Source organism: Planococcus dechangensis, from assembly GCF_042654465.1.
In the GTDB taxonomy this organism is placed as follows: Bacteria; Bacillota; Bacilli; order Bacillales_A; family Planococcaceae; genus Planococcus; species Planococcus dechangensis.
In genome coordinates this window covers 94,551-119,869 of record NZ_JBHSGL010000014.1, presented here as the reverse complement: position 1 = coordinate 119,869, position 25,319 = coordinate 94,551, and the positions used below count along the sequence as shown (strand labels likewise).

General features: G+C 48.3%; 22 protein-coding genes. 18 read left to right on the top strand and 4 right to left on the bottom strand.

The features are described from left to right. Positions 1-116: 116 nt before the first annotated feature. The 3 genes from hemE (at position 117) to ACFO5U_RS14055 (ending at position 2,669) form a co-directional block, all read left to right on the top strand. A complete protein-coding gene (gene hemE, locus ACFO5U_RS14065) occupies positions 117-1,163 on the top strand; it encodes a uroporphyrinogen decarboxylase (protein ID WP_377279729.1) in 1,047 nt (348 codons plus the stop codon). Between the two features lie 21 nt (positions 1,164-1,184). Then, the gene (hemH, locus tag ACFO5U_RS14060) at positions 1,185-2,117 is read left to right on the top strand and encodes a ferrochelatase (RefSeq protein WP_377279728.1); all 933 of its coding nucleotides are present in this window, start codon (positions 1,185-1,187) and stop codon (positions 2,115-2,117) included. Between the two features lie 96 nt (positions 2,118-2,213). Beyond that, a complete protein-coding gene (locus ACFO5U_RS14055) occupies positions 2,214-2,669 on the top strand; it encodes a FixH family protein (protein ID WP_377279727.1) in 456 nt (151 codons plus the stop codon). 91 nt (positions 2,670-2,760) lie between these two features. On the opposite strand, the gene yhfH is transcribed toward ACFO5U_RS14055, so the two are convergent. After that, positions 2,761-2,886 (bottom strand): protein YhfH, encoded by a 126-nt coding sequence (gene yhfH / locus ACFO5U_RS14050; protein ID WP_377279726.1) that lies wholly within the window; start codon positions 2,884-2,886, stop codon positions 2,761-2,763. 143 nt (positions 2,887-3,029) lie between these two features. Between yhfH and ACFO5U_RS14045 the strand changes: the two genes are divergently transcribed. The 7 genes from ACFO5U_RS14045 (at position 3,030) to ACFO5U_RS14015 (ending at position 12,331) form a co-directional block, all read left to right on the top strand. After that, positions 3,030-4,022: a lipoate--protein ligase gene (locus ACFO5U_RS14045; RefSeq protein ID WP_377279725.1), complete on the top strand. Its 993-nt coding sequence runs from the start codon at positions 3,030-3,032 to the stop codon at positions 4,020-4,022. A 72-nt stretch (positions 4,023-4,094) separates the two neighbouring features. After that, entirely contained in the window at positions 4,095-4,799 is a 705-nt protein-coding gene (locus ACFO5U_RS14040) for a winged helix-turn-helix domain-containing protein (RefSeq protein ID WP_377279724.1), read from the top strand. After that, positions 4,799-5,806: a sensor histidine kinase gene (locus tag ACFO5U_RS14035; protein WP_377279723.1), complete on the top strand. Its 1,008-nt coding sequence runs from the start codon at positions 4,799-4,801 to the stop codon at positions 5,804-5,806. Before ACFO5U_RS14040 ends, ACFO5U_RS14035 begins: the two co-directional genes overlap by 1 nt. Beyond that, the gene (locus ACFO5U_RS14030; protein WP_377279722.1) at positions 5,803-6,576 is read left to right on the top strand and encodes an ABC transporter ATP-binding protein; all 774 of its coding nucleotides are present in this window, start codon (positions 5,803-5,805) and stop codon (positions 6,574-6,576) included. The genes ACFO5U_RS14035 and ACFO5U_RS14030 overlap by 4 nt, the downstream gene beginning before the upstream one ends. Then, complete coding sequence (locus ACFO5U_RS14025) at positions 6,548-8,485, top strand: FtsX-like permease family protein (RefSeq protein WP_377279721.1); 1,938 nt, start codon at positions 6,548-6,550, stop codon at positions 8,483-8,485. The genes ACFO5U_RS14030 and ACFO5U_RS14025 overlap by 29 nt, the downstream gene beginning before the upstream one ends. Positions 8,486-8,619: 134 nt before the next feature. Then, on the top strand, positions 8,620-10,173 hold the full coding sequence (locus ACFO5U_RS14020) for a fatty acid--CoA ligase family protein (RefSeq protein ID WP_377279720.1): 1,554 nt from the start codon (positions 8,620-8,622) through the stop codon (positions 10,171-10,173). Positions 10,174-10,354: 181 nt separating this feature from the next. Further along, the gene (locus ACFO5U_RS14015) at positions 10,355-12,331 is read left to right on the top strand and encodes a S9 family peptidase (RefSeq protein ID WP_377279719.1); all 1,977 of its coding nucleotides are present in this window, start codon (positions 10,355-10,357) and stop codon (positions 12,329-12,331) included. 39 nt (positions 12,332-12,370) lie between these two features. Here the strand turns inward: ACFO5U_RS14015 and ACFO5U_RS14010 are convergent, their stop codons facing one another. After that, positions 12,371-13,147 carry an enoyl-CoA hydratase-related protein gene (locus ACFO5U_RS14010; protein ID WP_377279718.1) on the bottom strand — a complete coding sequence of 259 codons (777 nt, stop codon included), beginning with the start codon at positions 13,145-13,147 and terminating at the stop codon, positions 12,371-12,373. A gap of 101 nt (positions 13,148-13,248) precedes the next feature. Between ACFO5U_RS14010 and ACFO5U_RS14005 the strand changes: the two genes are divergently transcribed. Further along, positions 13,249-14,865 carry an ABC1 kinase family protein gene (locus ACFO5U_RS14005; RefSeq protein ID WP_377279717.1) on the top strand — a complete coding sequence of 539 codons (1,617 nt, stop codon included), beginning with the start codon at positions 13,249-13,251 and terminating at the stop codon, positions 14,863-14,865. A 239-nt stretch (positions 14,866-15,104) separates the two neighbouring features. Further along, positions 15,105-15,470, top strand: coding sequence for a YhjD family protein (locus ACFO5U_RS14000; protein ID WP_377279716.1), 366 nt, complete (start codon positions 15,105-15,107; stop codon positions 15,468-15,470). On the opposite strand, the gene ACFO5U_RS13995 is transcribed toward ACFO5U_RS14000, so the two are convergent. Next, positions 15,467-16,021, bottom strand: coding sequence for a competence protein ComK (locus tag ACFO5U_RS13995; RefSeq protein ID WP_377279715.1), 555 nt, complete (start codon positions 16,019-16,021; stop codon positions 15,467-15,469). The genes ACFO5U_RS14000 and ACFO5U_RS13995 overlap by 4 nt on opposite strands. A 176-nt stretch (positions 16,022-16,197) precedes the next feature. On the opposite strand from ACFO5U_RS13995, the gene ACFO5U_RS13990 reads away from it, so the two are divergent. From ACFO5U_RS13990 to ACFO5U_RS13975, 4 genes are all read left to right on the top strand, one after another. After that, complete coding sequence (locus tag ACFO5U_RS13990; protein ID WP_377279714.1) at positions 16,198-16,437, top strand: IDEAL domain-containing protein; 240 nt, start codon at positions 16,198-16,200, stop codon at positions 16,435-16,437. A gap of 243 nt (positions 16,438-16,680) precedes the next feature. After that, positions 16,681-18,663, top strand: coding sequence for an excinuclease ABC subunit UvrB (gene uvrB / locus ACFO5U_RS13985; protein ID WP_377279713.1), 1,983 nt, complete (start codon positions 16,681-16,683; stop codon positions 18,661-18,663). Between the two features lie 6 nt (positions 18,664-18,669). Beyond that, positions 18,670-21,552, top strand: coding sequence for an excinuclease ABC subunit UvrA (gene uvrA, locus ACFO5U_RS13980; RefSeq protein ID WP_377279712.1), 2,883 nt, complete (start codon positions 18,670-18,672; stop codon positions 21,550-21,552). Between the two features lie 84 nt (positions 21,553-21,636). Then, positions 21,637-22,797, top strand: a complete 1,161-nt coding sequence (locus tag ACFO5U_RS13975; RefSeq protein WP_377279711.1) for a DUF4097 family beta strand repeat-containing protein — start codon at positions 21,637-21,639, stop codon at positions 22,795-22,797. A 50-nt stretch (positions 22,798-22,847) separates the two neighbouring features. Here the strand turns inward: ACFO5U_RS13975 and ACFO5U_RS13970 are convergent, their stop codons facing one another. Further along, positions 22,848-23,396: an N-acetylmuramoyl-L-alanine amidase family protein gene (locus tag ACFO5U_RS13970; protein WP_377279710.1), complete on the bottom strand. Its 549-nt coding sequence runs from the start codon at positions 23,394-23,396 to the stop codon at positions 22,848-22,850. Between the two features lie 157 nt (positions 23,397-23,553). On the opposite strand from ACFO5U_RS13970, the gene hprK reads away from it, so the two are divergent. Both hprK and lgt read left to right on the top strand, forming a co-directional pair. After that, positions 23,554-24,480 carry an HPr(Ser) kinase/phosphatase gene (gene hprK, locus ACFO5U_RS13965; protein ID WP_377279709.1) on the top strand — a complete coding sequence of 309 codons (927 nt, stop codon included), beginning with the start codon at positions 23,554-23,556 and terminating at the stop codon, positions 24,478-24,480. A gap of 21 nt (positions 24,481-24,501) precedes the next feature. Next, the gene (gene lgt, locus ACFO5U_RS13960) at positions 24,502-25,314 is read left to right on the top strand and encodes a prolipoprotein diacylglyceryl transferase (RefSeq protein WP_377279708.1); all 813 of its coding nucleotides are present in this window, start codon (positions 24,502-24,504) and stop codon (positions 25,312-25,314) included. Positions 25,315-25,319 lie beyond the last annotated feature (5 nt).

Below are 25,319 nucleotides of genomic sequence, written 5' to 3'. Positions count from 1 at the left end.
TCTAATTTATGACAATTGTCTCCGGATTCTATACAATAGGGTGCGGAGCGTCTATAGTATAGACGGATAATGACGAATATACCAAAGATGCAAAGAATGAAGGGATGAAACGACTCATGACTTTTAATGATACGTATTTGCGCGCAGCGCGCGGAGAAAAAACCGACCATGTACCAGTTTGGTATATGCGCCAGGCTGGCCGTTCCCAGCCGGAATACATGAAGATCAAAGAAAAATACTCTCTTGAGGAAATCACGCACCAGCCGGAACTTTGTGCTTATGTCACTAAGCTTCCAGTCGATCAATACAATGTGGATGCAGCGATCCTCTACAAAGATATCGTGACACCGCTTCCAGCAATCGGTGTGGATGTCAAAATCAAAGCAGGCATTGGCCCGGTTATCAGCAATCCGATCCGTACAAAAGCGGATATCGATCGCCTCGGTGAAATTAACCCTGAGCAGGACGTTGATTATGTATTGAAGACCATCAAGATCCTCACTGAAGAGCAATTGAACGTACCGCTTATCGGTTTTGCCGGAGCACCGTTTACACTTGCAAGCTATATGATCGAAGGCGGCCCATCCAAGAGCTATAACAAAACAAAAGCAATGATGGTGTCCGAACCGGAAATGTGGTTTGCGTTAATGGACAAATTGGCGGATACGATCATTCCATATGTCAAAGCACAAATCCGTGCCGGAGCAAAAGCGATCCAAATCTTCGACTCGTGGGTCGGAGCATTGAACGTGGAAGATTACCGCATTTTCATCAAGCCGGTCATGGACCGTATCTTCACTGAAATCGGCAAAGAAGGCGTGCCGATGACGATATTCGGTGTGGGGGCAAGCCATCTGGCGAAAGAATGGCATGACCTGCCTGTAGACGTTGTCGGGCTCGACTGGCGCTTGCCGATTTCAGAAGCACGCGAAAAAGGCTTGACGAAAGCGTTAATGGGGAATTTTGACCCGTCTTATTTGCTGGCAGATTGGTCCGTTATCGAAGAGCGTACAAAAAAGATTTTGGATATGGGAATGCAAAATGACGGCTATGTATTCAACCTTGGCCATGGCGTCTTCCCGGAAGTGAATCCGGCTACATTGAAGCGTTTGACTGCATTCATTCATGAGTACAGTTCAGCACATAAGGCAAACCAAAACTAACAAAACTTTGATGAGGTGAACGTGATGAAAAAGACAATGGGATTATTGGTAATGGCGTATGGTACGCCGTATACGGAAGATGATATCGAGCGCTATTATACGCATATTCGACGTGGCCGCAAACCGAGCGAGGAAGCGTTGCAGGATTTGAAAGACCGCTACAAAGCGATCGGCGGCATTTCACCGCTGGCTAGAATCACGGAAGACCAGGCGAATGGCTTGTGTGACCGTTTGAACGAACTGCAGGACGATATTGAGTTCAAAATGTACCTTGGTTTGAAGCATATCGAGCCATTTGTGGAAGACGGCGTGGAAGAAATGAAAAAAGACGGCATCGAAGAAGCGATTTCAATCGTTCTTGCGCCGCATTTCTCGACATTCTCCGTCAAGTCCTACAACGGCCGTGCAAAAGAAACAGCCGATAAACTCGGCATCAAGCTGACTTCAGTTGAAAGCTGGTACACAGAGCCGAAATTCATTCAATTCTGGAGCGAGAAAGTGAGCGCTGCGTTCGCTGAAATGTCAGAACAAGAGCGCGCGAAAGCCTGCTTGATCGTTTCTGCACATTCATTGCCGGAGAAAATCATTGCAAACGGCGACCCTTACCCGGATCAATTGAAAGAAACAGCGGACTTGATCGCAGAAGCGGCGGGGGTTGAAAATTACGAAATCGGCTGGCAAAGCGCCGGGCAGACACCGGAGCCGTGGATCGGGCCGGATGTCCAGGATTTGACGCGCGATTTGCATGAAGAAAAAGGCTATAATTCATTTGTCTACACGCCAGTCGGCTTTATTACGGATCATTTGGAAGTGTTGTATGATAACGACTATGAATGCAAAGTGGTGTGCGATGAAATCGGCGCAACTTACCGCCGTCCGGAAATGCCAAATGTGGATCCGTTGTTTATCGATGGAATGGCCAATGTCGTCTTGAAAAAATTGAACGAAAACTGATCTGGATAGCAAGCTGGATCCAGAAAGTAAGCAATGCTTAACTGCTGTTACAGCGCATGCGGCTGAACGGGGCTAAGCGTCAGGAGAGAAGATTGCATGAAAAAATGGATTGTCTTGATGTTGTCGTTGCTGCTATTGGCTGCCTGTGCAGATGAAGATGCCTCAGCGGGAGCCGGCGATACACTGGAGCAAGTGGAAGTCGAGTTCAATATCGCAGAGACCGCCGATCCGGGCGACGAGCTCGTGTTATCTGCTGCTGTTTCACAAGGCGGAGAAGCAATTGAAGATGCAGATGAAGTGGTGTTCGAAGTGTGGGAGTCCGGAGATCGTGGACATAGCGAAATGCTAGAAGCTGTCCATACTGAAAGCGGCGTTTATGAACATACGTGGACATTTGATGAAGAAGGGGTTTACTTCATCCAAGCCCATACGACGGCACGCCGCATGCATGTTATGCCCAAAATGGAATTGACGGTCGGCGACCCGGATCCGGAGTCCATCGTGCCGGATGACAGCGACGATGCCGATGCCATGCATGAAATGGGACATTGATGCAACGCCGTATTCGGTTCAACTAGTACAGCACTAAAACGAAAAACCCATAAAAAAACGGCCGGAGAAAATCTCCGGCCGTTTTGCTTTTTTAAATTTCGTTGCAGGTCTGGCAATGATTGCCGTAGCATTCGTGCTGCTCTTCAATTTTATCTCCGCAAGTGGCACATTGTTTCGGTGGCAGGTTTTTGAAAAATTCGACTACGTTTTCAATCATTTTCTCCAGCTCCTTTTTGTTATAGTACTGTATGGGATAAACACAGTGTATTATAACAGTTTCGATTCGTCAACCCTAAACCGTGATTAATTTCAAAAATTCCGTTAAAATGGAGATAGTCAGTAGGAAAAAGGAGAGAGATCATGTATTTCGTAGACAATAAAGGCATTACAGATCCCCGCATCAACTTGGCAATAGAAGAATATTTGCTGAAAACGATGGATATCGACCAAAATCCATTTTTGCTGTTCTATATCAATGAGCCGTCTATCATTATCGGCAAAAATCAGAACACGTCTGAAGAAATCAATACAGATTATGTGGACGCTAACGGCATCCACGTCGTGAGACGGCTTTCCGGCGGCGGTGCAGTCTACCATGACCACGGCAATTTGAATTTCAGTTTTATTACAAAAGACGACGGCAACAGTTTCCGTGATTTCCGCAAATTCACGGAGCCGGTCGTCAAAGCGCTTCAAGACATGGGCGTCAATGCCGAATTGTCGGGGCGTAATGACCTGCTTGCCGAAGGGCGTAAAATTTCCGGCAATGCCCAGTTCGCGACACGCGGCCGTATGTTTAGCCATGGCACGCTTTTATTCGATACGAAAATGGACGAAGTAGTGTCGGCTTTAAAAGTCAATAAAGAAAAAATTGAATCGAAAGGCATCAAGTCGATCCGTAGCCGCGTGGCGAATATTTCGGAATTCCTCGACCAGCAAATGTCAGTCGAACAATTCCGTGAAGCTGTGCTGCATTCGATTTTTGATGGTGAGGAAAATGTCCGTTACTGGGAATTGACTGATGAAGACTGGGGAAATATTCATGAGCTATCGAAAGAACGTTATGCAAATTGGGATTGGAATTACGGAAAATCACCGAAATTCAATATCAAGCATTCTCACAGATTCCCGGTAGGCGGCATCGATGTCCGCTTGCAAGTTGAAAAAGGCATTGTTCAAGAAGCGCATATTTACGGCGACTTTTTCGGAGTCGGCGACGTATCGGAGATCGAACAGGCGATTTCCGGTGTGAAGTATGAACGAGCTGCTTTAGCTGAAGCCATTGAAGAAATCGATATCCCGAAACTGCTCGGTGGCATTACGACGGAAGATTTCCTCAAGTTGATTTATTAAGATTTTTTGTAGAGCCTGCTTTCGAGCAGGCTCTTTTGTTAGAATAGAAAGAAACGAAAGGGGGGAAGAAAGATGGATCAACAGCGGATATTCATTGTAGAGGACGATGCGAAAATCGCAGCACTTTTATCGGATACATTGCGAAAATATCATTACCGAGTGGAAACTGTAACGGATTTTGACCGCATCGTAGAAGAATTTCTTGCGTTCGACCCCCATTTGATCTTGCTGGATATTAACTTGCCTTCTTATGACGGCTATTATTGGTGTCGGCAGTTGAGGCAACAGACCACATGTCCTATTTTGTTCATTTCCGCTCGGTCTGGGGAGATGGACCAAGTTTTCGCACTTGAAAACGGTGGCGATGACTTTATTACGAAACCTTTCCATTATGAAATCGTCCTTGCAAAAATAAGAAGCCATTTAAGAAGGGCTTACGGAGAGTATGCACCGAAACAAGAAGAGCGCACTGTGCGTGCGGGGCGACTCGCCTTGTATATGGAGCGGCTTGAACTGCATTGCCGCGAAATGGAGATCCCACTTCAGAAAAAGGAAAGCACCATTCTGGAATTGCTGATGACGGCCTATCCAAAAGTGGTGACGCGTGAACAATTGCTCGAAGAATTATGGGATGATCAGGCCTTTGTGGACGAGAACACATTGAATGTCAATATGGCGCGTGTGCGCAAGAAACTTTCGGATTATGGAATTCAAAGCTTTATCGAAACAGTGCGCGGGGCTGGATACCGGCTTGTGCTCGGCAGGGAGGAACAATGATGTTGCGGTTATTTCTGCGCGAACATGCCGTATTTGTCGTTTTTCAACTGCTGCTGGTAGGCTTTATATTATTGCTTTACTGGTTGGATGGCTTCCGCAACTTGGAAACCGCTGTCTATTCGTTCATCATCAGCATTTTACTGTTGGTGAGCTTTCTCGGGGTCCGCTTCGCGATGCGCTACCGTTATTATGAGCGGCTGCTGAGCGACCCGCCGAATATGGAGCATGCTTTGCAGCGAGAAGGGCGGTCACCCGAGACGGTGCAGACCGAATTGTATATGCAAAAACTTTACCAGCTCTACCAATATGAAGTGCAGTCGCTATACGCAGGACAAACCCGTCATCTGCAGTTTATCAACCAATGGGTGCACCAGATGAAGACGCCGCTATCGGTTATGCATTTATTGCTTCAGGAGCCAGGCGAACTCGACAAAGCAAGCATCCGAGAGGAAGTGGACCGCTTGCGCGCCGGACTCGATACGGTATTAATGAATGCCCGCCTCGATACGTTCGAGCAAGACATGCATATCGAGCAGGCATCATTGCGCGGCATGGTCACGGAAATAGTGACGGAAAACAAACGTTTATTCATTTCACGCCGTGTCTATCCCGAAATCGACATTGAAGAACGCTTTCAAGTGGCGACAGACCGCAAGTGGATGAAATTCATCATCGGCCAATTGCTGACCAATGCGGTCAAATACACCTTTGAGCAAAACAAAAAACTCTATATCCGCGCAAGTTGTTTAGAGGGCACGATTACGCTGTCCATTCAGGACGAAGGCATCGGGATTCCGCCTTCAGACTTGCCGCGTGTGACGAAAGCATTCTTTACCGGGGAAAATGGGCGCCTGAGCGAAGAGTCGACCGGCATGGGGCTGTATTTGGCTCAGGAAGTGTGCAACCGGCTCGGCCATGAACTGAAAATCGAATCAGTGAAAGGCCAAGGCACGACAGTATCGATCGTCTTTCCTTATCAGGAACGGAGCGTAGGAGGAACAACATGACAGTAGTGAAAATCGATGAAGTGACAAAAGTCTATGAAGGAAAAGTGACGCACCGTGCCCTCAACCAATTGAGTTTTGAAGTGGAAAAGGGTGAATTCCTGGCAGTCATGGGCCCATCCGGCAGTGGCAAGACCACATTATTGAATTTGATATCGACGATCGATTCCTTGACGTCCGGTTCCATCTTCATCAATGGCACGAATCCCCATCTACTGGACAAGGATGAGCTGCCGCTTTTCCGCAGGCGCCAGCTCGGTTTCGTGTTCCAGGATTTCAACTTGCTGCAAATGTTGACAGTGGAAGAAAACTTGGTACTGCCGCTGACGCTTGACGGTATGCCGATCAAAGAGATGGAAAGCCGCGTGCAGCAACTGGCCGAACGCCTGAACTTGCAGTCATTTCTTCACAAAAAACCGAACGAAATTTCCGGCGGGGAAGCACAGCGCACAGCGATCGGTCGCGCGCTCATCCACCGACCGGCGCTCATATTAGCCGACGAGCCGACTGGCAACCTTGATTCGAAAGCGTCAAGGGACGTGCTCGAGCTATTGAGCGGCTTGAGCCGTGAAGAAGGGACGACGATCATCATGGTGACGCATGACCCGATCGCCGCCAGCTATTGCGACCGTGTGCTGTTTATTAAAGACGGCGAATTTTTCAACGAAATCTACGGGGATGAACGCCGCCAAACCTTCTATCAAAAGATCCTCAACGTGCTATCTCTATTGGGGGGCTCCGTCAATGACCTTTCGCCAACTCGCCTTCCGTAACGTTTTCCGGAATTTGCGGAGCTATGCGGCATTTCTTTTGGCCAGTGTGTTTTCAGTCATGGTATTTTTTATTTATTCGATGTTTATCTTCCATCCGTTATTTGAAGAAGAAGGTTTCCAGGTGCTGGCGGTGCAGGGGATGTTTATTGCAGAGATTGTGCTGTACATTTTCACCTTGTTCTTTTTGTTTTATTCCTTAAGTGCCTTTTTGCAGGCGCGGTCGAAAGAATTCGGCGTTTTGATGCATCTTGGCATGAGCAAAAAGCAGCTCAATAAATTGGTGTTTTTCGAAACGATGATCCTCGGCGGCTTGTCGACAGCGGCGGGCATTGTATTCGGTTTTGCGTTTACGAAATTCTTTTTTATGATCGGGCGCGAAATCATGCAGTTGGAAGAATTGCCGCTGTATTATTCCTGGAAGCCGTTTCTGCTCACTATCGGCGCATTTGCCAGTTTATTCATTATCATCTCCATCATCAGCGTGTCCTTTATCCGCACGAAGCGCGTCGTCGATTTGCTTGAAGGGTTCTGGAAAACGGAAGATGAAGCGGCATATTCACCGGTCTTGTCAGCGTTCGGCGTAGTGCTGCTCGGAGTGGCTTATTTTTTGGCTGCGACGGTATCCGACCGGACGGTTTATGTCATGGTATTTATCGTGCCGCCACTTGCCACCATCGGCACGTATTTGTTTTTCACGCATTCGATTCATACGTTTTTGCATTTGTATAAAAAACGGCGCAGTATATATTGGCACAAAACACGACTCGTGTCGCTCGCCGAAACGGCCGTTAAATTAAAAGACAGTGCGCAAATGTTCTTTATCGTCACCATCGTTTCAACGGTGGCGTTCTTGACGGTCGGCACGCTTGCTTCATTCACGTCGTACACCGCGGAATTCCGTCAAAGCAATCCACTCGGGCTCATTTATGTATCTTTTGACGGCAATGAACAAGAGCAACAGCAATTAGCCCAGCTGAAGCGTGAACTCCAACAAGAACAACTTGCGTTCACGCTCGTCCCGCTCGAAGTGAAGCGGCAAACATCCAGCGCGAGCGGCAATGATGTCGACATCATGGCATTGTCCGAATTTAACCGGCTTGCGGCAGCGCTTGGACATGAACCGGCTGATTTAGAAGCCGGGGAAGGGATGTTTGTGCCCTTTTCGCAAGAGTCGCTGCGGGAGCTGCAAAATAGCTATGCAGAAACAGAACTCATGGAAAGCGGCGTAGAGCTGACAATCGACCGCACTTATCCACAAGTGTTGTTTCCGGCGCATACCTTAAACGCCAATACGATCATCATAAACAATGAAGATTTCAGCACGGTAGATGAGCCGCTGATGGGCTTTCCATCGGGTGCATCGGATTTCCGCTATTACGCATTCCATGTTCCTGACTGGACCGAAACGGTAGCCATCGGCGAGACGATCCGTTACCCGATCAGCGAAGCGATGGTCAGTGGCAATTTTGCCAACCTCAATTATTATTTCGAAAATCCAGGTTACGAATACCGCTGGTTTAAATCTTCTTTCGCATTGCTATTGTTTATCGGGTTGATGGTGGCCGCAGTATTTTTATTAGCTGCAGGCAGCTTTATATACTTCAGATTGTATACGGGGCTCGAGCGCGACCGCAGGCAGTATCAATTGATGGTGCGCCTCGGGATGACCGAACGGGAGCTCGGAAAAGTTGTCAACAGGCAGTTGGTGCCGCTGTTTTTCCTCCCTTGGGCACTGGCACTGCTCCATAGTGCGTTTGCTTTCATCTCCCTGCAAGTCGTCTGGGACGAGTTCGCGGAATTGTCGATCCTGTCGGAAATGGCAATTGTACTCGGTGGATTCACGTTGATGCAGATTTTGTATTTCTTTTTGATCCGTTGGCGCTATATCGCCCATTTAAAAGCATATTGACGAAGCTGCCGGAGTATCACCGGCAGCTTTTTGACTGGGCTATTTTAGGTGCATGTTGTATTGTCTGAAGATTTATTTTATAATGAATAAAGTAAATATGAATGAGTATTCATTCAATAGAAAGAGGGATCTTAATGAACTTGGGAGAACGTGTTCACGAAATCGCACAGCAAGAAGCAGGCCGAGTTGCCTATACGTTCATGGGCAAAGAAACATCTTACGGAGAATTTGACCAATCCGTTTCGAAATTCGCAGGTGCATTGCAAGAACTGGGCGTGGAAAAAGGGGATCACGTTGCATTTCTACTGAGCAATACCCCGCATTTTCTTATTTCGCTTTATGCTACGATGCGCCTCGGCGCGACAGCGGTGCCGATCAACCCGATCTATAGCCCTGATGAAATCGCTTACATCGTCAATAATAGTGATGCCAAAGTAGTCGTTGCGCTTGATGCGCTGCTGCCGCTTGTAGAAAAGGCGCATCAAGCATTGCCGGCAGTAGAGACTTACATCATTTGCGAAACCGACCCATCGACTGGAGAAAAAATGGCGCAATTGCCGGATGCGGTCAAAGGCAAAATACGGTCATTCACTGCCATACTGGAAAAAGCCGAGGCATTTACCGGCACAGTGGATATTGTGGAAAACGACAATGCGGTCATCCTGTACACATCCGGCACGACCGGCAAACCGAAAGGCGCCATGTTGACGCATGGCAATCTCTATTCCAATGCACGAGACGTTGCTGAGTATCTCCAGATCACGCCGGATGACCGGGTTATTGCAACATTGCCTGTCTTCCACGTCTTTGCTTTGACGGTCGTCGTCAATGCTCCGCTTATGCAAGGCGCAACGATCGTTCTTGTGCCGCGCTTCACGCCTCAGGAAGTATTCGCAAGCGTCAAAGCATCAAAAGCGACCGTCTTCGCGGGTGTACCGACGATGTTCAATTTTATGTACCAGCTGCCGGAAGTGGATCCAGCTGATTTCGCCTCCGTGCGCTTGGCGATTTCCGGCGGATCCGCGATGCCGGTTGCGTTGCTGCATAATTTTGAAGATAAATTCAATGTGCGCATCTCCGAAGGCTACGGCTTGTCCGAAGCTTCACCTGTCACGTGCTTTAACCCGATCGACCGCGAACGTAAAGCCGGATCGATCGGCACGTCGATCATCAATGTCGAGAACAAAGTCGTCAATGAACTCGGCGAGGAAGTGCCAGTCGGGGAAGTGGGCGAATTGATCGTCCGCGGACCGAACGTCATGAAAGGCTATTACAAAATGCCTGAGGAAACGCAAGCTGCCATCAAAGACGGCTGGCTTTACACAGGGGACCTGGCGAAAATCGATGAAGAAGGCTATTTCTTTATCGTCGACCGCAAAAAAGACATGATCATCGTCGGCGGCTATAATGTCTATCCCCGTGAAGTGGAAGAAGTGCTATTCGCCCACCCGGCAATTGTCGAAGCGGCGGTTGTCGGCTTGCCGGACGCTGACTTTGGTGAAGCGGTCAACGCATACGTCGTCTTGAAAGACACATCGGTGACTATCGATGAGCTGAAAGAATATTGTGCGGAGCATTTGGCTAAATACAAAGTGCCGCGCAACGTCGAAATCCTCGACGAGCTGCCGAAAAACACGACAGGCAAAATCCTGCGCCGCTCGTTGAAAGATCAAGCAGTGAAAAAATAAGGGAAACTTCCGCCTGCCGGCATGACCGGCAGGCGGATTTTTTCATGGCTTGTTTTGTGGCGGGAATTGAGGACGCATCTTTAGCCGCTAAAGGGAATTTGATTGAAAAGACAGACTACTTTCTATATAGTAAAAGAGTAACTATTACGAAAATCGAAATACTTATTTAGGAGATGAATATATGACGAAAAAGGCTGTTGAAATCAAAGATTTGCTCCAATTAGTTTCCGTCACCAATCCGAAAATTTCACCAGACGGCAAACGGGCCGTATACGTCCAAACCAAAATGGACGAGGAAGACAATACATATCATGCGCACATCCACCATCTTTCGTTGGAAACCGGGAAATCCACAACTTGGACCCATGGCAAAGGGCGTAATAGCCAGCCTGCATGGTCGGCTGATGGCCGTCAACTGGCGTTTTTATCAGACCGCAACGACAAAAATCAACTATATGTGCTGTCTGCTGATGGGGGAGAAGCGCGTGCAATCACGGATTTTGAAAAAGGCATAAGTGCTTTCCGCTGGTCGCCATGCGGTACGAAAATCTGGATCAATGCAATGGCGGAAGATGGCAAAACTTTTACGGATAAAGAAGAAAAGGAAAAAGAAGACAAAAAACCGGAGCCTTACCGTACAAGTAAAATGAAATACAAGATGGATGGAAATGGACTGGTAAAGCAGGAAGTCCACCGCCAAATCGGCTTTGTGGAGCTAGAGTCGGGCCATGCGAAACAATTGACAGAAGGGCCTTATCATTACGGGCTGGAAGCGATTTCCCACGACGGCAAAAAACTAGTTTATGGAGCTGTGAAAGAGGAGAACCTGGATTTCGTGTTCCGCCAATCGCTATTTTTGCGCGATTTGGAATCTGGAGAGGAAACTGCCATCATCGAGGAAGATGGTTATTACGGCAATGCCGTTTTTTCGTTTGATGATGCCCACATCGCATTTGTCGGACAGTCGCGCACATACCAAAATGCCACTCATGCGGAAGTATACGTATACAACACAGCGGAAAAAACGAGCCAATGCCTGACGGAAGGCATCGATGCGCCGGTCGGCGATTATGTCGTTGCCGATCACCAACAAGGCTCGGATGCGCCGGGTGTCATATGGACAAAAGATGATCATTTGTATTTCCAAGTTTCCACTGAAGGCGATGTGCGCTTGTATTTTGCATCGCTCGACGGGGCAGTATATCCGGCAACGCCGGAAGACGAGCATGTCTATGGCTATGATATCGCGCGCGATGGCAGTTTTGCGCTTGCTGCCATCAGCAACCCTGTATCTCCCGGCGAGTTGTACAAACTCGATATTTCTGCAGGACAACGTAAAGCGGTAACCACATGCAACGACAGCTACATGGAAGAATCGGAATTGATTGCACCGGAGAAGGTGTCCTTTACGAGCGAAGATGGGTTTCATGTCCACGGCTGGCTGATGAAGCCCCGCGGTTTTGAAGACGGTGAAAATTATCCGCTTGTCGTCAACATCCACGGTGGTCCACATGCCATGTATGCCAATACATTCGTCCATGAAATGCAATTGCTCGCAGCAAACGGCTACGGGGTCCTCTATATTAATCCACGCGGCAGCCATGGCTATGGCCAAGCTTTTGTCGACGCAGTGCGTGGCGATTACGGCGGCGGGGACTACCGGGATATTCTCGCGGCACTCGATCAAGTCATCGAAACAAACCCGTGGGTCGATACAACACGGCTCGGCGTAACAGGCGGCAGCTACGGGGGATTCATGACGAATTGGATTGTCTCCCATACCGACCGCTTTAAAGCAGCCGTCACGCAGCGTTCGATTTCCAACTGGATTTCCTTTTTCGGGGTATCGGATATCGGCTATTATTTCAGCGATTGGCAGCACGGAGTCGGAATGGAAAATGTCGAGAAGTTATGGGAACATTCTCCGCTGAAATACGCAAAAGACATCCATACGCCATTGCTCATTTTGCATTCGGAAAATGACCATCGTTGCCCGATCGAACAAGGGGAGCAATTGTTCATCACGCTGAAAAGCATGCAAAAAGAAGCGGAATTCGTCCGTTTCCCGGAAGCCGACCATAATCTATCGCGCACCGGAAAGCCGAATTTGCGCTTTGCCAGACTAGAAGAAATTATCGGGTGGATGAAACGCCTGTGATAAATAAAAAAACCGGACGGGATTTCCCGTCCGGTTTTTTTAACGTCCTTTGAATTCAGGTTTACGTTTTTCACCAAAAGCTACCAGTGCTTCAACGCGGTCTTCTGTTGGAATGGTGATTTCGTATGCTTTTCGTTCGATTTGCAAGCCTGTCTGTAAATCGGCATTCATTCCATTCTTGATGGCGAACTTCGCTTGCTGCAGTGCAATCGGTCCGTTAGCCAAAATGGAATCGGCAAATGCTCCTGTAATAGCGGGCAATTCTTCACTTGAGGCGATGCGGGTCACGAGGCCGTAATCGAGTGCTTCCGCTGATTTCAGGCGGCGTGCAGTCAAAATCAATTCCAGCGCTTTTGCTTCGCCGATGAGTCTCGGCAGGCGCTGCGTCCCTCCAGCACCTGGGATGATCGCAAGGCTCGTCTCGGTGAGACCGAGCAATGTATCGTCTGCAGCGATACGGAAATCGCAAGCAAGTGCAAGTTCCATGCCGCCTCCGAATGCATAGCCGTTGATCATCGCAATCGTCGGCTGCGGCAAGTTTTCGATCGTCGTGAACACTTCGCCGATTTTATAAATATTGCGTTTTACTTGCTCAGGCGTCAATGTTTTGCGCTCTTTTAAGTCTGCGCCTACACTGAACGCTTTGTCGCCGGATCCGGTGAAGACGACGATGCGGATATCGGGATTGATGCGGATCGCTTCCGCTACTTGTCCGAGTTCGGTGAGCATATCATAATTGAATGCGTTCATCGCATCCGGGCGGTTTAATGTGACAAATGCCAAATTGCCTTTTTGTTCATAATGAATTGTTTCCATTTCCATCCCCCTCTTGAGAATCCATCCCTTAAAAACATACCACTTTTTGGACTAATCTGTCACCAAACTCTATAATGAAGTCAATAGAGAGGAGCGCATACATGAACCAGTTTACATATCTCCGAATTTACCGCATCGTTTCCATGGCGATTCGTTTTTATTTGCAAGTATCGATTTTCCAAAGGCGCAACCGGGGCAAGTGGACTCCTGTCGTGGAGCAGCGTTGGAACGAACTTGTCACTCGACAAGCGAAAGAATACAAAGAGTTGGCGCTTAAGCTTGGAGGTCTGATGATCAAATTGGGCCAATTTCTGTCGACTCGTGCGGATATCATGCCGCCCAGCTTTTTGGCTGAACTGGAAGGCTTGACCGACCGTGTGCCCTCCGTTCCGCGAAAAGACATCATCGAAGTGCTTGAGCAGGAGTGGAACGTGGAACATAGCAATTATTTGAGCGAGCTGTCGGAGGCAGCGATCGCCTCTGCGTCAATCGGCGAGGTTTATAAAGGCCGCTTGAAAAACGGCACCGAAGTCGCTGTTAAAGTCCAGCGTCCTGGGACCGACCGCATCATCCGTGCGGATTTCCAAGCGATGCGCATCGTCATTTGGCTCGCGAAGAAATTCACTCCGTTTACGAAACAAGTCGATTTTGATCAATTGTATGTCGAAATGACCGAAACGATCGGTGCTGAATTGAACTTTGTCCGTGAATTGCAGAACGGACGGGCATTTTCAGACCGTTTTGCAGAAATGAACGGCGTCCATATCCCGCTTTATTACGATGAGTATACGACGCGCCGCGTGCTCGTCATGGAGTGGATCGAAGGGGCGCGCATTACCGATATCAGCTTTATCGAAGAACATGGCCTCGACCGCCACGAGATTTCCGAGCGGTTGTTCATTTTGTTTTTGGAGCAAGTATTGTATGGGGGACAGTTCCATGCTGACCCGCATGGCGGAAACATCTTGTTAAGGCCGGACGGCACAATCGTGCTGATCGATTTCGGCATGATCGGTACGATTTCCGAGCGCGATTCACAGGCGATTCTATTGATTGCGGAAGGCATCCTGTTCAAAAACTATGAGCAAGTGCTGGACGGCTTGGAAGATCTGCGGTTCCTATTGCCTCACGCAGACCGCAATCTGTTGGAAGATGCGGTGGAGCGTCTAGTTGCTGCATATGAATCGAATGAATTGATGCAGATGGATAGTTTTGTCGTCGAGCGGCTGTTGAAAGATATGCAGGACATTGTCCGGACACAGCCGGTTCAGCTGCCGGCAGAATTTGCCTTCTTCGGGCGGGCGGCTTCGATTTTTGTCGGTGTCTTGCATGTATTGGACCCGAACGTCGATTTATTTGCACTTGCGCGCCCACGTGTTCTGGAATGGGCTTCGACTAAACGCGAAGGAAAAGGGATTTTCGGGAAAGAAGATGTGCTGCGCTGGGTGCTGAACTCGACCGGGCCGGCAAGAGTTTTCCCGAAAAAACTTATCAATTTCCTCGAAGAGCCGGAAAAAATGCGCAATTATCTAGAGAACAAAGAAGGCAGGGAACGTGAGCATCAGCGCGATATGCAAAGCCGGATGTTCGCTGGGATTTTCGCGCTGGTGTCGTTTACCGGCATCTCCTTATCGGTCTGGTTTTGGCATGAAGCATTTCTATGGGTATCGTCCGTCTTTTTTGTCGGCTCTCTATGGGCGTTCCGCGCCATCCGGTAGTTTAAGCCATTTATATCCGATCATATCCCATAAAAAAAGCGCCATTGTGAAATGCAAATTCCCACATTTGCATCTCATAACGGCGCTTTTTTGTTTAGATAGATCACCACATAATGAAACAGCTGCATCAACTAGAGTGATTACAATGGATTTATTTTACTACGGCCTCTTGCAATTTGTGAATTACCCGTTAAAATGAAAACAAGAACACTTGTTCCTATTTGTTAGGGGGTGAGGAGATGCCTCTGATTTCTAGGGCGGAAATGGCCGTGTTTGAGAAACGGGTGGAACTGCCGATGGTTCTCCTCATCTTAGAGCGGGATCGTGAGTGGATCCAAAACAGTGCGTTGAAGTTAAAAGCCCCTTATGTGGAATTGCTGGATAAAGCGATCGAACACGTAAAGAGCGATTTGACTGACACGATTGAGCAGATGAGGGCAAACGGAATGAAGTTGAGGCGAGGTGTAAAAGACGGCAATTTCTCGGAATACATTTTTTGCCACGGCGGCTATGAAGATCACCGACGCTATTTGAATATCCGTCTGAAAAATGCCGTAGAGGATTTATTGCGGTTTTATTTGGCTACAGCAGCCAAGGCGCTTTAATCCAATGGCTGATGGCTGCGCGGGGGAAAGGCCCGTTTTGTCACATAATTCATCCGGTGGTTATGGACGCGCTGTGCTTTTTTGAAATAACGGCGCAAGGAGCCAGTGAAAGAATGCTGGTTCCGAAGCGCAATCGGCGAGATGTCTGCAGGGACGACAACGCCGTTGCTGAGCGATACCAGACTGCTGCGTCCAGTCTCATCTGCAGCAATCAAATCGATGGCATCAAAATTGAACCAGATAGAGTCGCGGTTTTTCGGAGAATGTGTGGGAAAGAAAATCAGTGGATTTCCATAATATTCACCGACGATGATTGGCGGTTTATGTTTTACGCCGATCGCTTTTTGTGCGTAGAGGGTGGCGCTGGCAAGAGAGCCGCGATAAAAAGAGCAGGATTTCGCCACAATTTTATAAACCGATTCCTCCACGAGAAATTCACTGCGGTCTTCAATGACCCGTGTCAGGAGCCGATGCCCGTCCATATACGGCAACAGCGCGTAGGTACTGCTGCAAATTGTATAGGAAGCGGGGTATTGATTCTTTTTGCCCATGTATATTTACCCCCTAAATTTACTTTACATACATTATTATAATAAAAAATGGGAAATACACAATAACTAATTTTTGAAAATAATATTTTTTCAATCTCGTTGTAATTTTCAAAAAACTCTTGCTTCTTACTTGTGTTGTCGTGTATACTAATGAAAAGCATTCGGGGTGAAGAAGAATGGAAAACTATTATTCTTATGCTGACTTCATGAAAGCGATGGCTCAAACGAAAAAAATCACGGAAGCGGAAAAACTGCTGAATGATATTTATCTAGATCTTTTCTTGAAGCATGTTCACCGCGAACAGCAAGAGACGCAATTGCTTGCACTTATCGACGAAGCCCTGGATCATAACGACCGCAAATCTTTCGACACATATACCGCACAGCTTCAAGAGCTCAAGCGGGAAGAAGAGTAGCAGAAAAAGCCGCCCTGGCTGGGGCGGCTTTTTTTATGCGCGAAGATAAATACGCAATGACGCATATGCAAACAGTCTGTCCCTTAAAAAAGCCTGAGAAGACATATAAGTTGCTTCTATATAACAAAGCAAACAAAATAGAATAATGAAACAACAAGAAAAAACATACGTTCGCTTTTTGTTAGAGGATTTTTAGGGCATATGTTAAAGTAGAAGTAGTGAAAATTACGGGAGGACACATCCATGAAAAAGGAATTCAACTTACAAGCTCCTTATGAACCGGCCGGCGATCAACCGGAGGCTATCGCCAAATTGACCGAAGGAGTGATCGGGGGCAAGCGGATGCAAACTTTGCTCGGCGCAACCGGTACAGGAAAAACATATACGATGTCCAATGTAATTCAACAAGTAAAAAAACCGACATTGGTCATGGCCCATAACAAAACATTGGCCGGCCAGCTCTATAGTGAATTTAAGGAGTTTTTTCCTGACAATGCCGTAGAGTATTTTGTCAGCTACTATGATTATTATCAGCCTGAGGCGTACGTGCCCCAATCTGACACATTTATAGAAAAAGATGCCAGCATCAACGATGAAATCGATAAACTGCGCCACTCGGCGACAAGTTCTTTGTTCGAGCGGGACGATGTTATTGTCATCGCATCCGTTTCATGCATCTACGGCCTCGGTTCGCCGAAAGAATACCGTGAACTTGTCGTGTCGCTGCGCAAAGGTATGGAAATCGAGCGCAACCAATTGCTCCGCAAATTGGTCGACGTGCAATATGAACGCAACGACATCAACTTTATCCGCGGTACATTCCGCGTACGAGGCGACGTCGTGGAAATTTTCCCGGCTTCGCGTGATGAACGCTGCTTACGCATCGAATTTTTCGGCGACGAAATCGACCGTATCCGAGAAGTCGATGCACTGACTGGTGAAATCATCGGGGAACGCGAGCATGTGGCCATTTTCCCAGCTTCCCACTTTGTTACGCGTGAAGATAAAATGATCAAAGCGATCGAGAACATCGAAGCAGAGTTGGAAGAACGCCTAAAAGAAATGCGCGCCGAAGATAAATTGCTGGAAGCGCAGCGTCTGGAGCAACGTACCCGTTATGACTTGGAAATGATGCGGGAAATGGGCTTCTGCTCAGGTATCGAAAACTATTCGCGTCATCTGACATTGCGTCCAGCTGGAGCACAGCCTTACACCTTAATCGATTATTTCCCGGAAGATTTCCTGTTGGTTGTAGATGAAAGCCACGTGACCTTGCCCCAAGTGCGCGGCATGTTCAACGGTGACCAGGCGCGCAAAAAAGTGCTTGTCGACCATGGCTTCCGTCTGCCTTCCGCAATGGATAATCGACCGCTGACATTTACGGAATTCGAGGAACATATTAAACAAGCCGTATTCGTTTCAGCAACACCGGGTCCATACGAACTTGAACATACCCCGGAAATGGTGGAGCAGATCATCCGTCCGACCGGCTTGCTCGATCCCGAGATCGAGATCAAGCCGATCGAAGGGCAAATCGATGATCTTATGGATCAAATCCAACAGCGCAAAGAGCGCGGTGAACGGGTCTTGGTAACCACCTTGACGAAAAAGATGTCCGAAGACTTAACGAATTACTTGAAAGAAGCAGGCGTCAAGGTCAATTACCTGCATTCCGAAATCAAGACGCTTGAGCGCATCGAAATCATCCGTGAATTGCGGATGGGTGTATACGATGTACTCGTCGGCATCAACTTGCTGCGTGAAGGCCTCGACATTCCGGAAGTGTCGCTGGTGACCATTCTCGATGCCGACAAGGAAGGCTTCCTCCGTTCAGAGCGCTCTTTGATCCAGACGATGGGGCGTGCAGCCCGTAACGAGAACGGCCATGTCATCATGTACGCGGACCGGATAACGGATTCGATGCAAAAAGCGATTGATGAAACGACACGCCGCCGCACGATCCAAGCGGCTTATAATGAACAACATGGCATTACGCCAATTACGATAAAGAAAAAAATTCGCGATGTGATCCGTGCCACTGAAGCGGCGGAAGAAACGGAAGAATACGTCAGCAAGGCAGTGCAAGGGAAAAAGCTCAACAAAGCAGATCGCTTGAAGCTGATCACTTTGCTCGAAAAGGAAATGAAAGAAGCAGCGAAAGCGCTCGATTTCGAACGTGCGGCTGAACTGCGTGATACTGTGCTGGAATTGAAAGCGGAAGGATGATTAGTTTTGAAAAATCAAGAAATACGCATACAAGGTGCGCGTGCTCATAATTTAAAAAATATTGATGTCGTCATTCCGCGCGACAAGCTGGTCGTCATGACCGGTTTATCCGGGTCGGGGAAATCGTCTTTGGCATTTGATACGATCTATGCCGAAGGACAGCGCCGCTACGTAGAGTCATTGTCTTCATATGCCCGCCAGTTTCTGGGGCAGATGGACAAGCCGGATGTCGACTTGATCGAAGGCTTATCGCCGGCGATTTCGATCGACCAGAAAACGACGAGCAAAAACCCGCGGTCCACAGTGGCGACCGTGACAGAAATCTATGATTATATTCGCCTGATGTATGCGCGGATCGGCAAGCCGATCTGCCCGAACCATGGCATTGAAATTTCTTCACAGACAATTGAACAAATGGTTGACCGCTTGGTTGAGTATCCGGAACGGACGCGCATGCAAATTTTGGCGCCGCTCGTGTCCGGACGCAAAGGAACGCATGTCAAGCTGCTGGAAGATGTGAAAAAGCAAGGATATGTGCGGGTCCGCGTCAACGGCGAACTCATTGATTTGGATGATGATATTTCACTCGACAAAAACAAAAAGCATTCGATTGAAGTTGTCATTGACCGCGTCATCATGAAAGACGGCATTGCCCCGCGTTTGAGCGACTCACTAGAATCAGCCTTGCGGCTAGGGGAAGGGCGCGTCCTTGTAGATGTCATGGATCAGGAAGAATTATTGTTCAGTGAACATCATGCCTGCCCGATCTGCGGATTTTCCATCGGCGAACTTGAACCAAGAATGTTTTCGTTCAACTCGCCTTTCGGTGCTTGTCCGGAATGCGACGGCCTCGGCGTCAAGCTCGAAGTCGATCCCGAACTTGTCATTCCCGATTGGACAGTGACGCTCGCCGATCATGCGATTGCCCCGTGGCGGCCGACCAGTTCACAATATTATCCGCAATTGCTGCAAGCGGTATGCCGCCATTTCGGAATCGCGATGGACGTGCCGATGAGTGAATTGCCGGAAGATCAAGTGCATATTATCCTCCACGGCTCGGATAATGAGAAAATCCGTTTCCGCTATGAAAATGATTACGGAAAAATCCGTGACAGCCATATTTATTTTGAAGGGGTACTGTCAAACGTCGATCGGCGCTACCGGGAAACCAGTTCCGACTATATCCGCGACATGATGGAGAAATTCATGGGCGAGCAAGCGTGCCCGACATGTGCTGGATACCGCTTGAAACCCGAATCACTTGCCGTCAAAGTAAATGACCTTCATATCGGCCAAGTGGTGGAACGTTCGATTACGGAAGCACAGCAATTTTTCGATGGCTTGACACTGTCTGAAAAAGATCGCCAAATCGCCAATATGATTCTCCGGGAAATCCAGGAACGTGTTGGCTTTTTAATCAATGTCGGATTGGATTACTTAACGCTGAACCGAGCATCGGGGACATTGTCCGGAGGCGAAGCCCAGCGCATCCGCCTGGCGACACAGATTGGCTCACGCTTGACCGGTGTATTGTACATCCTTGATGAACCCTCGATCGGCCTTCACCAACGGGATAATGACCGCCTCATCAGCACATTGAAAAATATGCGAGATATCGGAAATACGCTCATCGTCGTCGAACATGATGAAGATACGATGATGGCAGCCGATTATTTGATAGATGTGGGCCCTGGAGCGGGCGTGCACGGCGGGGAAATCATTGCTGCAGGTACACCGGAAAAAGTGATGAAAAACAAGAAATCATTGACTGGTCAATATTTAAGTGGTAAAAAATTCATCCCGCTGCCAGCCGAGCGCCGCCAGCCAAGCGAGCGGAAAATATCGATTCGCGGTGCTTCGGCGAATAATTTAAAAAATGTCGATGTCGACATTCCGATCGGCTTGTTCACTGCTGTTACAGGAGTGTCGGGCTCAGGAAAAAGTACATTGATCAATGAAATCCTTTATAAATCACTTGCCCATAAACTGAACCGTGCCCGTGCCAAGCCTGGCTTGCACAAATCCGTAGAAGGTATCGAAGCATTGGAAAAGGTCATCGAGATCGACCAATCGCCGATCGGGCGGACGCCGCGTTCCAACCCAGCAACCTATACCGGTGTGTTCGACGACATCCGAGACGTCTATGCCACGACCAATGAGGCGAAAGTACGCGGATATAAAAAAGGCCGCTTCAGCTTTAACGTCAAAGGCGGGCGCTGCGAAGCCTGCCGGGGAGACGGCATCATCAAAATCGAAATGCATTTTCTGCCGGATGTCTATGTGCCTTGTGAAATTTGCCACGGCAAACGCTACAACCGCGAAACGCTGGAAGTAAAATACAAAGACAAAAACATCGCAGACGTACTGGAAATGACCGTGGAAGATGCTTATGGCTTTTTCGAGAACATCCCGAAAATCAACCGCAAATTAAAAACCATTGTGGATGTTGGCTTAGGCTATGTAACACTCGGACAGCCGGCGACTACGCTGTCCGGCGGTGAAGCGCAGCGCGTCAAGCTTGCTTCGGAATTGCATAAAAGGTCAAACGGAAAATCATTCTACATTTTGGATGAACCGACGACTGGCCTTCACGCCGATGATATTTCCCGCTTATTGAAAGTGCTGCAGCGTCTCGTTGAAAACGGTGATACTGTCTTGACGATCGAGCACAATCTTGATGTCATCAAGACGGCAGATTATTTGATCGACCTGGGACCTGAAGGCGGAGATAAAGGCGGTACCATACTCGCAACAGGAACGCCGGAAGATATTGCGAACGTCAAAGGCTCCTATACAGGCAAGTATTTAAAGCCGATTCTAGAGCGCGACCGCGGTCGGATGGAAGAACGTGTCAGCAAAGCCTCGACAAAGAAAAAGAAAGCAAAGTGAAACTTTCAGCGCGCCAAAACGTATGAATAAAATAGAACAGGCTTTTTCGCGAAGGTGGAAAAGCCGAAGAGGAGGCCAAACGATATGCAAACTGAAAAAGAACGCATTTTGGACATGGTTGAAAATGGAACCATTTCAGCACGTGAAGCGGTCGAATTATTAAAGGCGATCGATGGCGGAGAGGCGGGCGGATCGAGAGACTACGGCCGTAATACGCAGCGCAGTTCACGGAACAAGCGAGGATTTTTCCGCCCGGAAGATGTATTCAAGAAAGTGTCCAAGGACTTTTCGAAAGACTTCTCGAAAAACATGTCAAGAGACTTTAATGACCTAGGCGATCGGATGATGCATTTCATGCAAACGTCTGCTGATAAGTTGAAAACGATGGAATTTGATTCACCATTCGGGGAAGCGATTCGTTTTGATCATACATTCACCGAGGAAGGTGCAGAATTGCACACAATCATTGCCGACATCGCCAATGGCCAACTGGAAGTTTTCCCTTCCCAAGACGGCTCGATCCGTGCAGAATGCAGCGTCAAAGCATTCCGTGCCGAGTCACCGGAACAAGCTAAGCATGATTTCCTGGAGAAGTTTGTGTTTATAGCGGATGAACGGAAATTGCGCATCATCAGCGATATGAAAACAACCCAAGTGAATGTCGTTTTGTATGTTCCGGCAGCAGCTTATGAGCAAATCGTCGTCCGCTTGTTCAACGGCGGCTTTACGATGAAGCGCATTGATTCAGCTTTGATCAAAGCGAAAACGGCAAACGGCAAAATTGATTTGAAAACGGTTCAGTTTGAGGAAGCGGAACTTGAGACGGCCAATGGCCCGATTCAAATCATGGAAGTGAAAGGCCGCGAGCTTGAAGCGGAAACCTTAAATGGCCGCATTTACGTAGACGGCGATATCGAAGACCTCGATGCCAAATCGCTGAACGGCAATGTTGTAGCGACGACACGCAGCAAGCAAGCGAAGAAAATCGAAGCGAAGACATTAGCTGGCAACGTGGAGATTTACATTCCACAACATTTGGCGCTGCGCGGTGAAGTTTCTTCTAACCTTGGCCGCATGGACGTCATGTTGTCGGATATCGACAGCAGCCATGAACAAGGACAGTTTATGCAAAAGAAAATGCATTTCACAAAGAGCGGCGATACAGAGTCCATCGGTGGGCCATTGCTCGTTCACGGTGAAACCAAAACCGGATCGATCCTCGTTCGTTATTTGACAATCGATTAATGATGCATAACAAAAAAACCCCATTGGAGAAATTCTCCAATGGGGTTTTTTTACTGGTTTTCTAAGCAGCTGATCGCAAAGCTGATGGCTCGTGCACACCGTTTCCGATACGCAGCAGTTTGCAACAAGGCAGCTTCCTGCTTATGGGTCATAAAGCCGCATTCAACTAGCACAGCAGGCATGAATGTATCGCGCAGCATGGCGAAATCCGCTGTTTTCAAGCCGCGGTTTTTTCGGCCGGTCGAGGCAACAAGCGAGTTTTGCAGCAGCTCGCCGAGTTTGCGCGTACGAGCGGATGCGGTCGGGTAGACAAAACATTCGATTCCTTCTGCTGCATGATAGCCGCCATTTCCCGCCGCATTGGCGTGAATCGACACCAATAAATCCACGCCGCTGCGGTTGGCGAAGCGGGTGCGTTCCACTAAGGAAACATCACGGTCCGGCTGGTGGCTGAACGTCACCGTAAAGCCTTCTGCCACTAGCCTTTTTCTCACCTCTTCCGCAACCGCCGCGTTAAAGTGGAATTCCCGCATCCTGCCATCGGGCGTCCGTTTGCCAATCGTTCCGGGGCCATGCCCGGCATCAATCATTATCTTCATCTAAACTCCCCCTTTCAATTGTTATATAGAAGGAAAGGGGCAGAAAGGGGACGAAATCCTTCAATTTCCTTTTTTCCATGTTAAAATAAAAACAAACCGCTCGCAGGGGCAAGGCTTTTTGGTCTTTTATTGCGCAGCTAGGGAATGAGGGGAATCTATGGGACAAGTTACAGTAAAGCAAGTGATGGATATGTTCGGCTTAAAGCTGATCAGCGGCCAGGAAGGCATCGGCCGACGAATTCCCATCAGTGATATTTCAAGGCCGGGACTCGAAATGGCCGGATACTTCACTCATTATCCGGCTAACCGGATCCAATTGCTGGGCAAAACGGAGCTTTCCTTTTTCGCCATGTTGAAACCGGAAGAACGGCTCGACCGGATGATGAAACTATGTACAGATGATACGCCCGCAATCATCGTCTCACATGACGTCGATGTGCCGAAAGAATTGGTGATCGCTTCTTCTGAAAAACACGTACCTGTGCTCGGCACAAAAATGACGACGACGCGCTTCTCGAGCTTGCTGACAAACTTTTTGGAAAGCCAGCTGGCACCGACGACAGCTGTTCACGGCGTGTTAGTTGATATTTATGGCATTGGCGTATTGTTGACTGGGAAAAGCGGCGTAGGGAAAAGTGAAACAGCACTTGAGCTGGTCAAAAAAGGCCATCGTCTCGTGGCGGATGATTGTGTTGAGATTCGCCAAGAAGGGGAAAATACACTTGTCGGCCATCCACCGAAGCTCATTGAGTATTTACTCGAAATCCGGGGTGTCGGCATCATCGACATCATGACCTTGTTCGGCGCCAGTGCGGTGCGCAATTTCAAGCGCATTTCGTTGGTTATCGATCTCGAGTTATGGGATCCCGACAAAACTTACGACCGTCTTGGGCTCGAGGAAGACAAAATGAAAATCATTGATACGGAATTGACCAAACTGACCATCCCGGTTCGTCCGGGGCGCAACCTTTCCGTCATTATCGAAGTGGCTGCGATGAACTACCGCCTGAAGCGGATGGGAGTCAATGCTGCGGAAGAGTTTTCCAAGCGGCTCGATGACGTCATCGCACAAGATACAAATTAAGCGAATGGGAAGGTGCACTTTATGTATTCAATTTTAGCCTCAATCGACCCGATAGCATTTTCACTCGGGCCGATTGATGTCCGCTGGTACGGCGTCATCATTGCCACCGGAATCGTCATTGCATTTTTAGTGGGGCAAAAGGAAATGGTCAAACGCGGCCTTCACCCGGATTACCTTACCGATTTATTGATATGGGCCGTTCCGCTCGCCATTGTTGGCGCGCGCATCTATTATGTCATGTTTGAATGGGAGAATTACAAAGACCAGCCTGCACAAATCATTGCCATCTGGAATGGCGGCATCGCGATACATGGGGCGTTAATCGCATCGGTCATCGTGGCCTATATCTTCACGAAACGCCGCAATACCTCGTTCTTAAAAGTTGCGGATATCCTCGCGCCAAGTATTTTAATCGGCCAGGCGATCGGCCGCTGGGGCAATTTCATCAATCAGGAAGCACACGGCGGTGAAGTGTCGCGGGCATTCCTAGAGAGTTTGTTCATCCCCGACTGGATCATCAACCATATGTACATAGATGGTGCATACTACCATCCGACATTCCTCTACGAATCGATGTGGAGCCTGGCTGGCATTATCATTTTGATTTTGCTTAGAAAAGTCAATTTGGTGCGCGGCGAAATGTTCTTCTTCTACATGATCTGGTATTCGGTAGGCCGTTTCTTCATTGAAGACATGCGCACCGACAGTTTGTATGTCATCGGCGAGTTGCGCGCTGCACAACTCGTATCGGTGATTGCAATCGTCATCGGGCTTGCTTTCATCATTTACCGGCGCGTGACATTGAAAAACCCTCCGCGCTACTTAGACAAATAACAAGG

Excerpts from the sequence above, each read along its gene's own strand:
- hemE (WP_377279729.1), top strand. The coding sequence starts at position 117 with ATGACTTTTAATGATACGTATTTGCGCGCAGCGCGCGGAGAAAAAACC.
- ACFO5U_RS14055 (WP_377279727.1), top strand. The coding sequence starts at position 2,214 with ATGAAAAAATGGATTGTCTTGATGTTGTCGTTGCTGCTATTGGCTGCC.
- yhfH (WP_377279726.1), bottom strand. The coding sequence starts at position 2,886 with ATGATTGAAAACGTAGTCGAATTTTTCAAAAACCTGCCACCGAAACAA.
- ACFO5U_RS14045 (WP_377279725.1), top strand. The coding sequence starts at position 3,030 with ATGTATTTCGTAGACAATAAAGGCATTACAGATCCCCGCATCAACTTG.
- ACFO5U_RS14040 (WP_377279724.1), top strand. The coding sequence starts at position 4,095 with ATGGATCAACAGCGGATATTCATTGTAGAGGACGATGCGAAAATCGCA.
- ACFO5U_RS14035 (WP_377279723.1), top strand. The coding sequence starts at position 4,799 with ATGTTGCGGTTATTTCTGCGCGAACATGCCGTATTTGTCGTTTTTCAA.
- ACFO5U_RS14030 (WP_377279722.1), top strand. The coding sequence starts at position 5,803 with ATGACAGTAGTGAAAATCGATGAAGTGACAAAAGTCTATGAAGGAAAA.
- ACFO5U_RS14025 (WP_377279721.1), top strand. The coding sequence starts at position 6,548 with ATGACCTTTCGCCAACTCGCCTTCCGTAACGTTTTCCGGAATTTGCGG.
- ACFO5U_RS14020 (WP_377279720.1), top strand. The coding sequence starts at position 8,620 with ATGAACTTGGGAGAACGTGTTCACGAAATCGCACAGCAAGAAGCAGGC.
- ACFO5U_RS14015 (WP_377279719.1), top strand. The coding sequence starts at position 10,355 with ATGACGAAAAAGGCTGTTGAAATCAAAGATTTGCTCCAATTAGTTTCC.
- ACFO5U_RS14010 (WP_377279718.1), bottom strand. The coding sequence starts at position 13,147 with ATGGAAACAATTCATTATGAACAAAAAGGCAATTTGGCATTTGTCACA.
- ACFO5U_RS14005 (WP_377279717.1), top strand. The coding sequence starts at position 13,249 with ATGAACCAGTTTACATATCTCCGAATTTACCGCATCGTTTCCATGGCG.
- ACFO5U_RS14000 (WP_377279716.1), top strand. The coding sequence starts at position 15,105 with ATGCCTCTGATTTCTAGGGCGGAAATGGCCGTGTTTGAGAAACGGGTG.
- ACFO5U_RS13995 (WP_377279715.1), bottom strand. The coding sequence starts at position 16,021 with ATGGGCAAAAAGAATCAATACCCCGCTTCCTATACAATTTGCAGCAGT.
- ACFO5U_RS13990 (WP_377279714.1), top strand. The coding sequence starts at position 16,198 with ATGGAAAACTATTATTCTTATGCTGACTTCATGAAAGCGATGGCTCAA.
- uvrB (WP_377279713.1), top strand. The coding sequence starts at position 16,681 with ATGAAAAAGGAATTCAACTTACAAGCTCCTTATGAACCGGCCGGCGAT.
- ACFO5U_RS13975 (WP_377279711.1), top strand. The coding sequence starts at position 21,637 with ATGCAAACTGAAAAAGAACGCATTTTGGACATGGTTGAAAATGGAACC.
- ACFO5U_RS13970 (WP_377279710.1), bottom strand. The coding sequence starts at position 23,396 with ATGAAGATAATGATTGATGCCGGGCATGGCCCCGGAACGATTGGCAAA.
- hprK (WP_377279709.1), top strand. The coding sequence starts at position 23,554 with ATGGGACAAGTTACAGTAAAGCAAGTGATGGATATGTTCGGCTTAAAG.
- lgt (WP_377279708.1), top strand. The coding sequence starts at position 24,502 with ATGTATTCAATTTTAGCCTCAATCGACCCGATAGCATTTTCACTCGGG.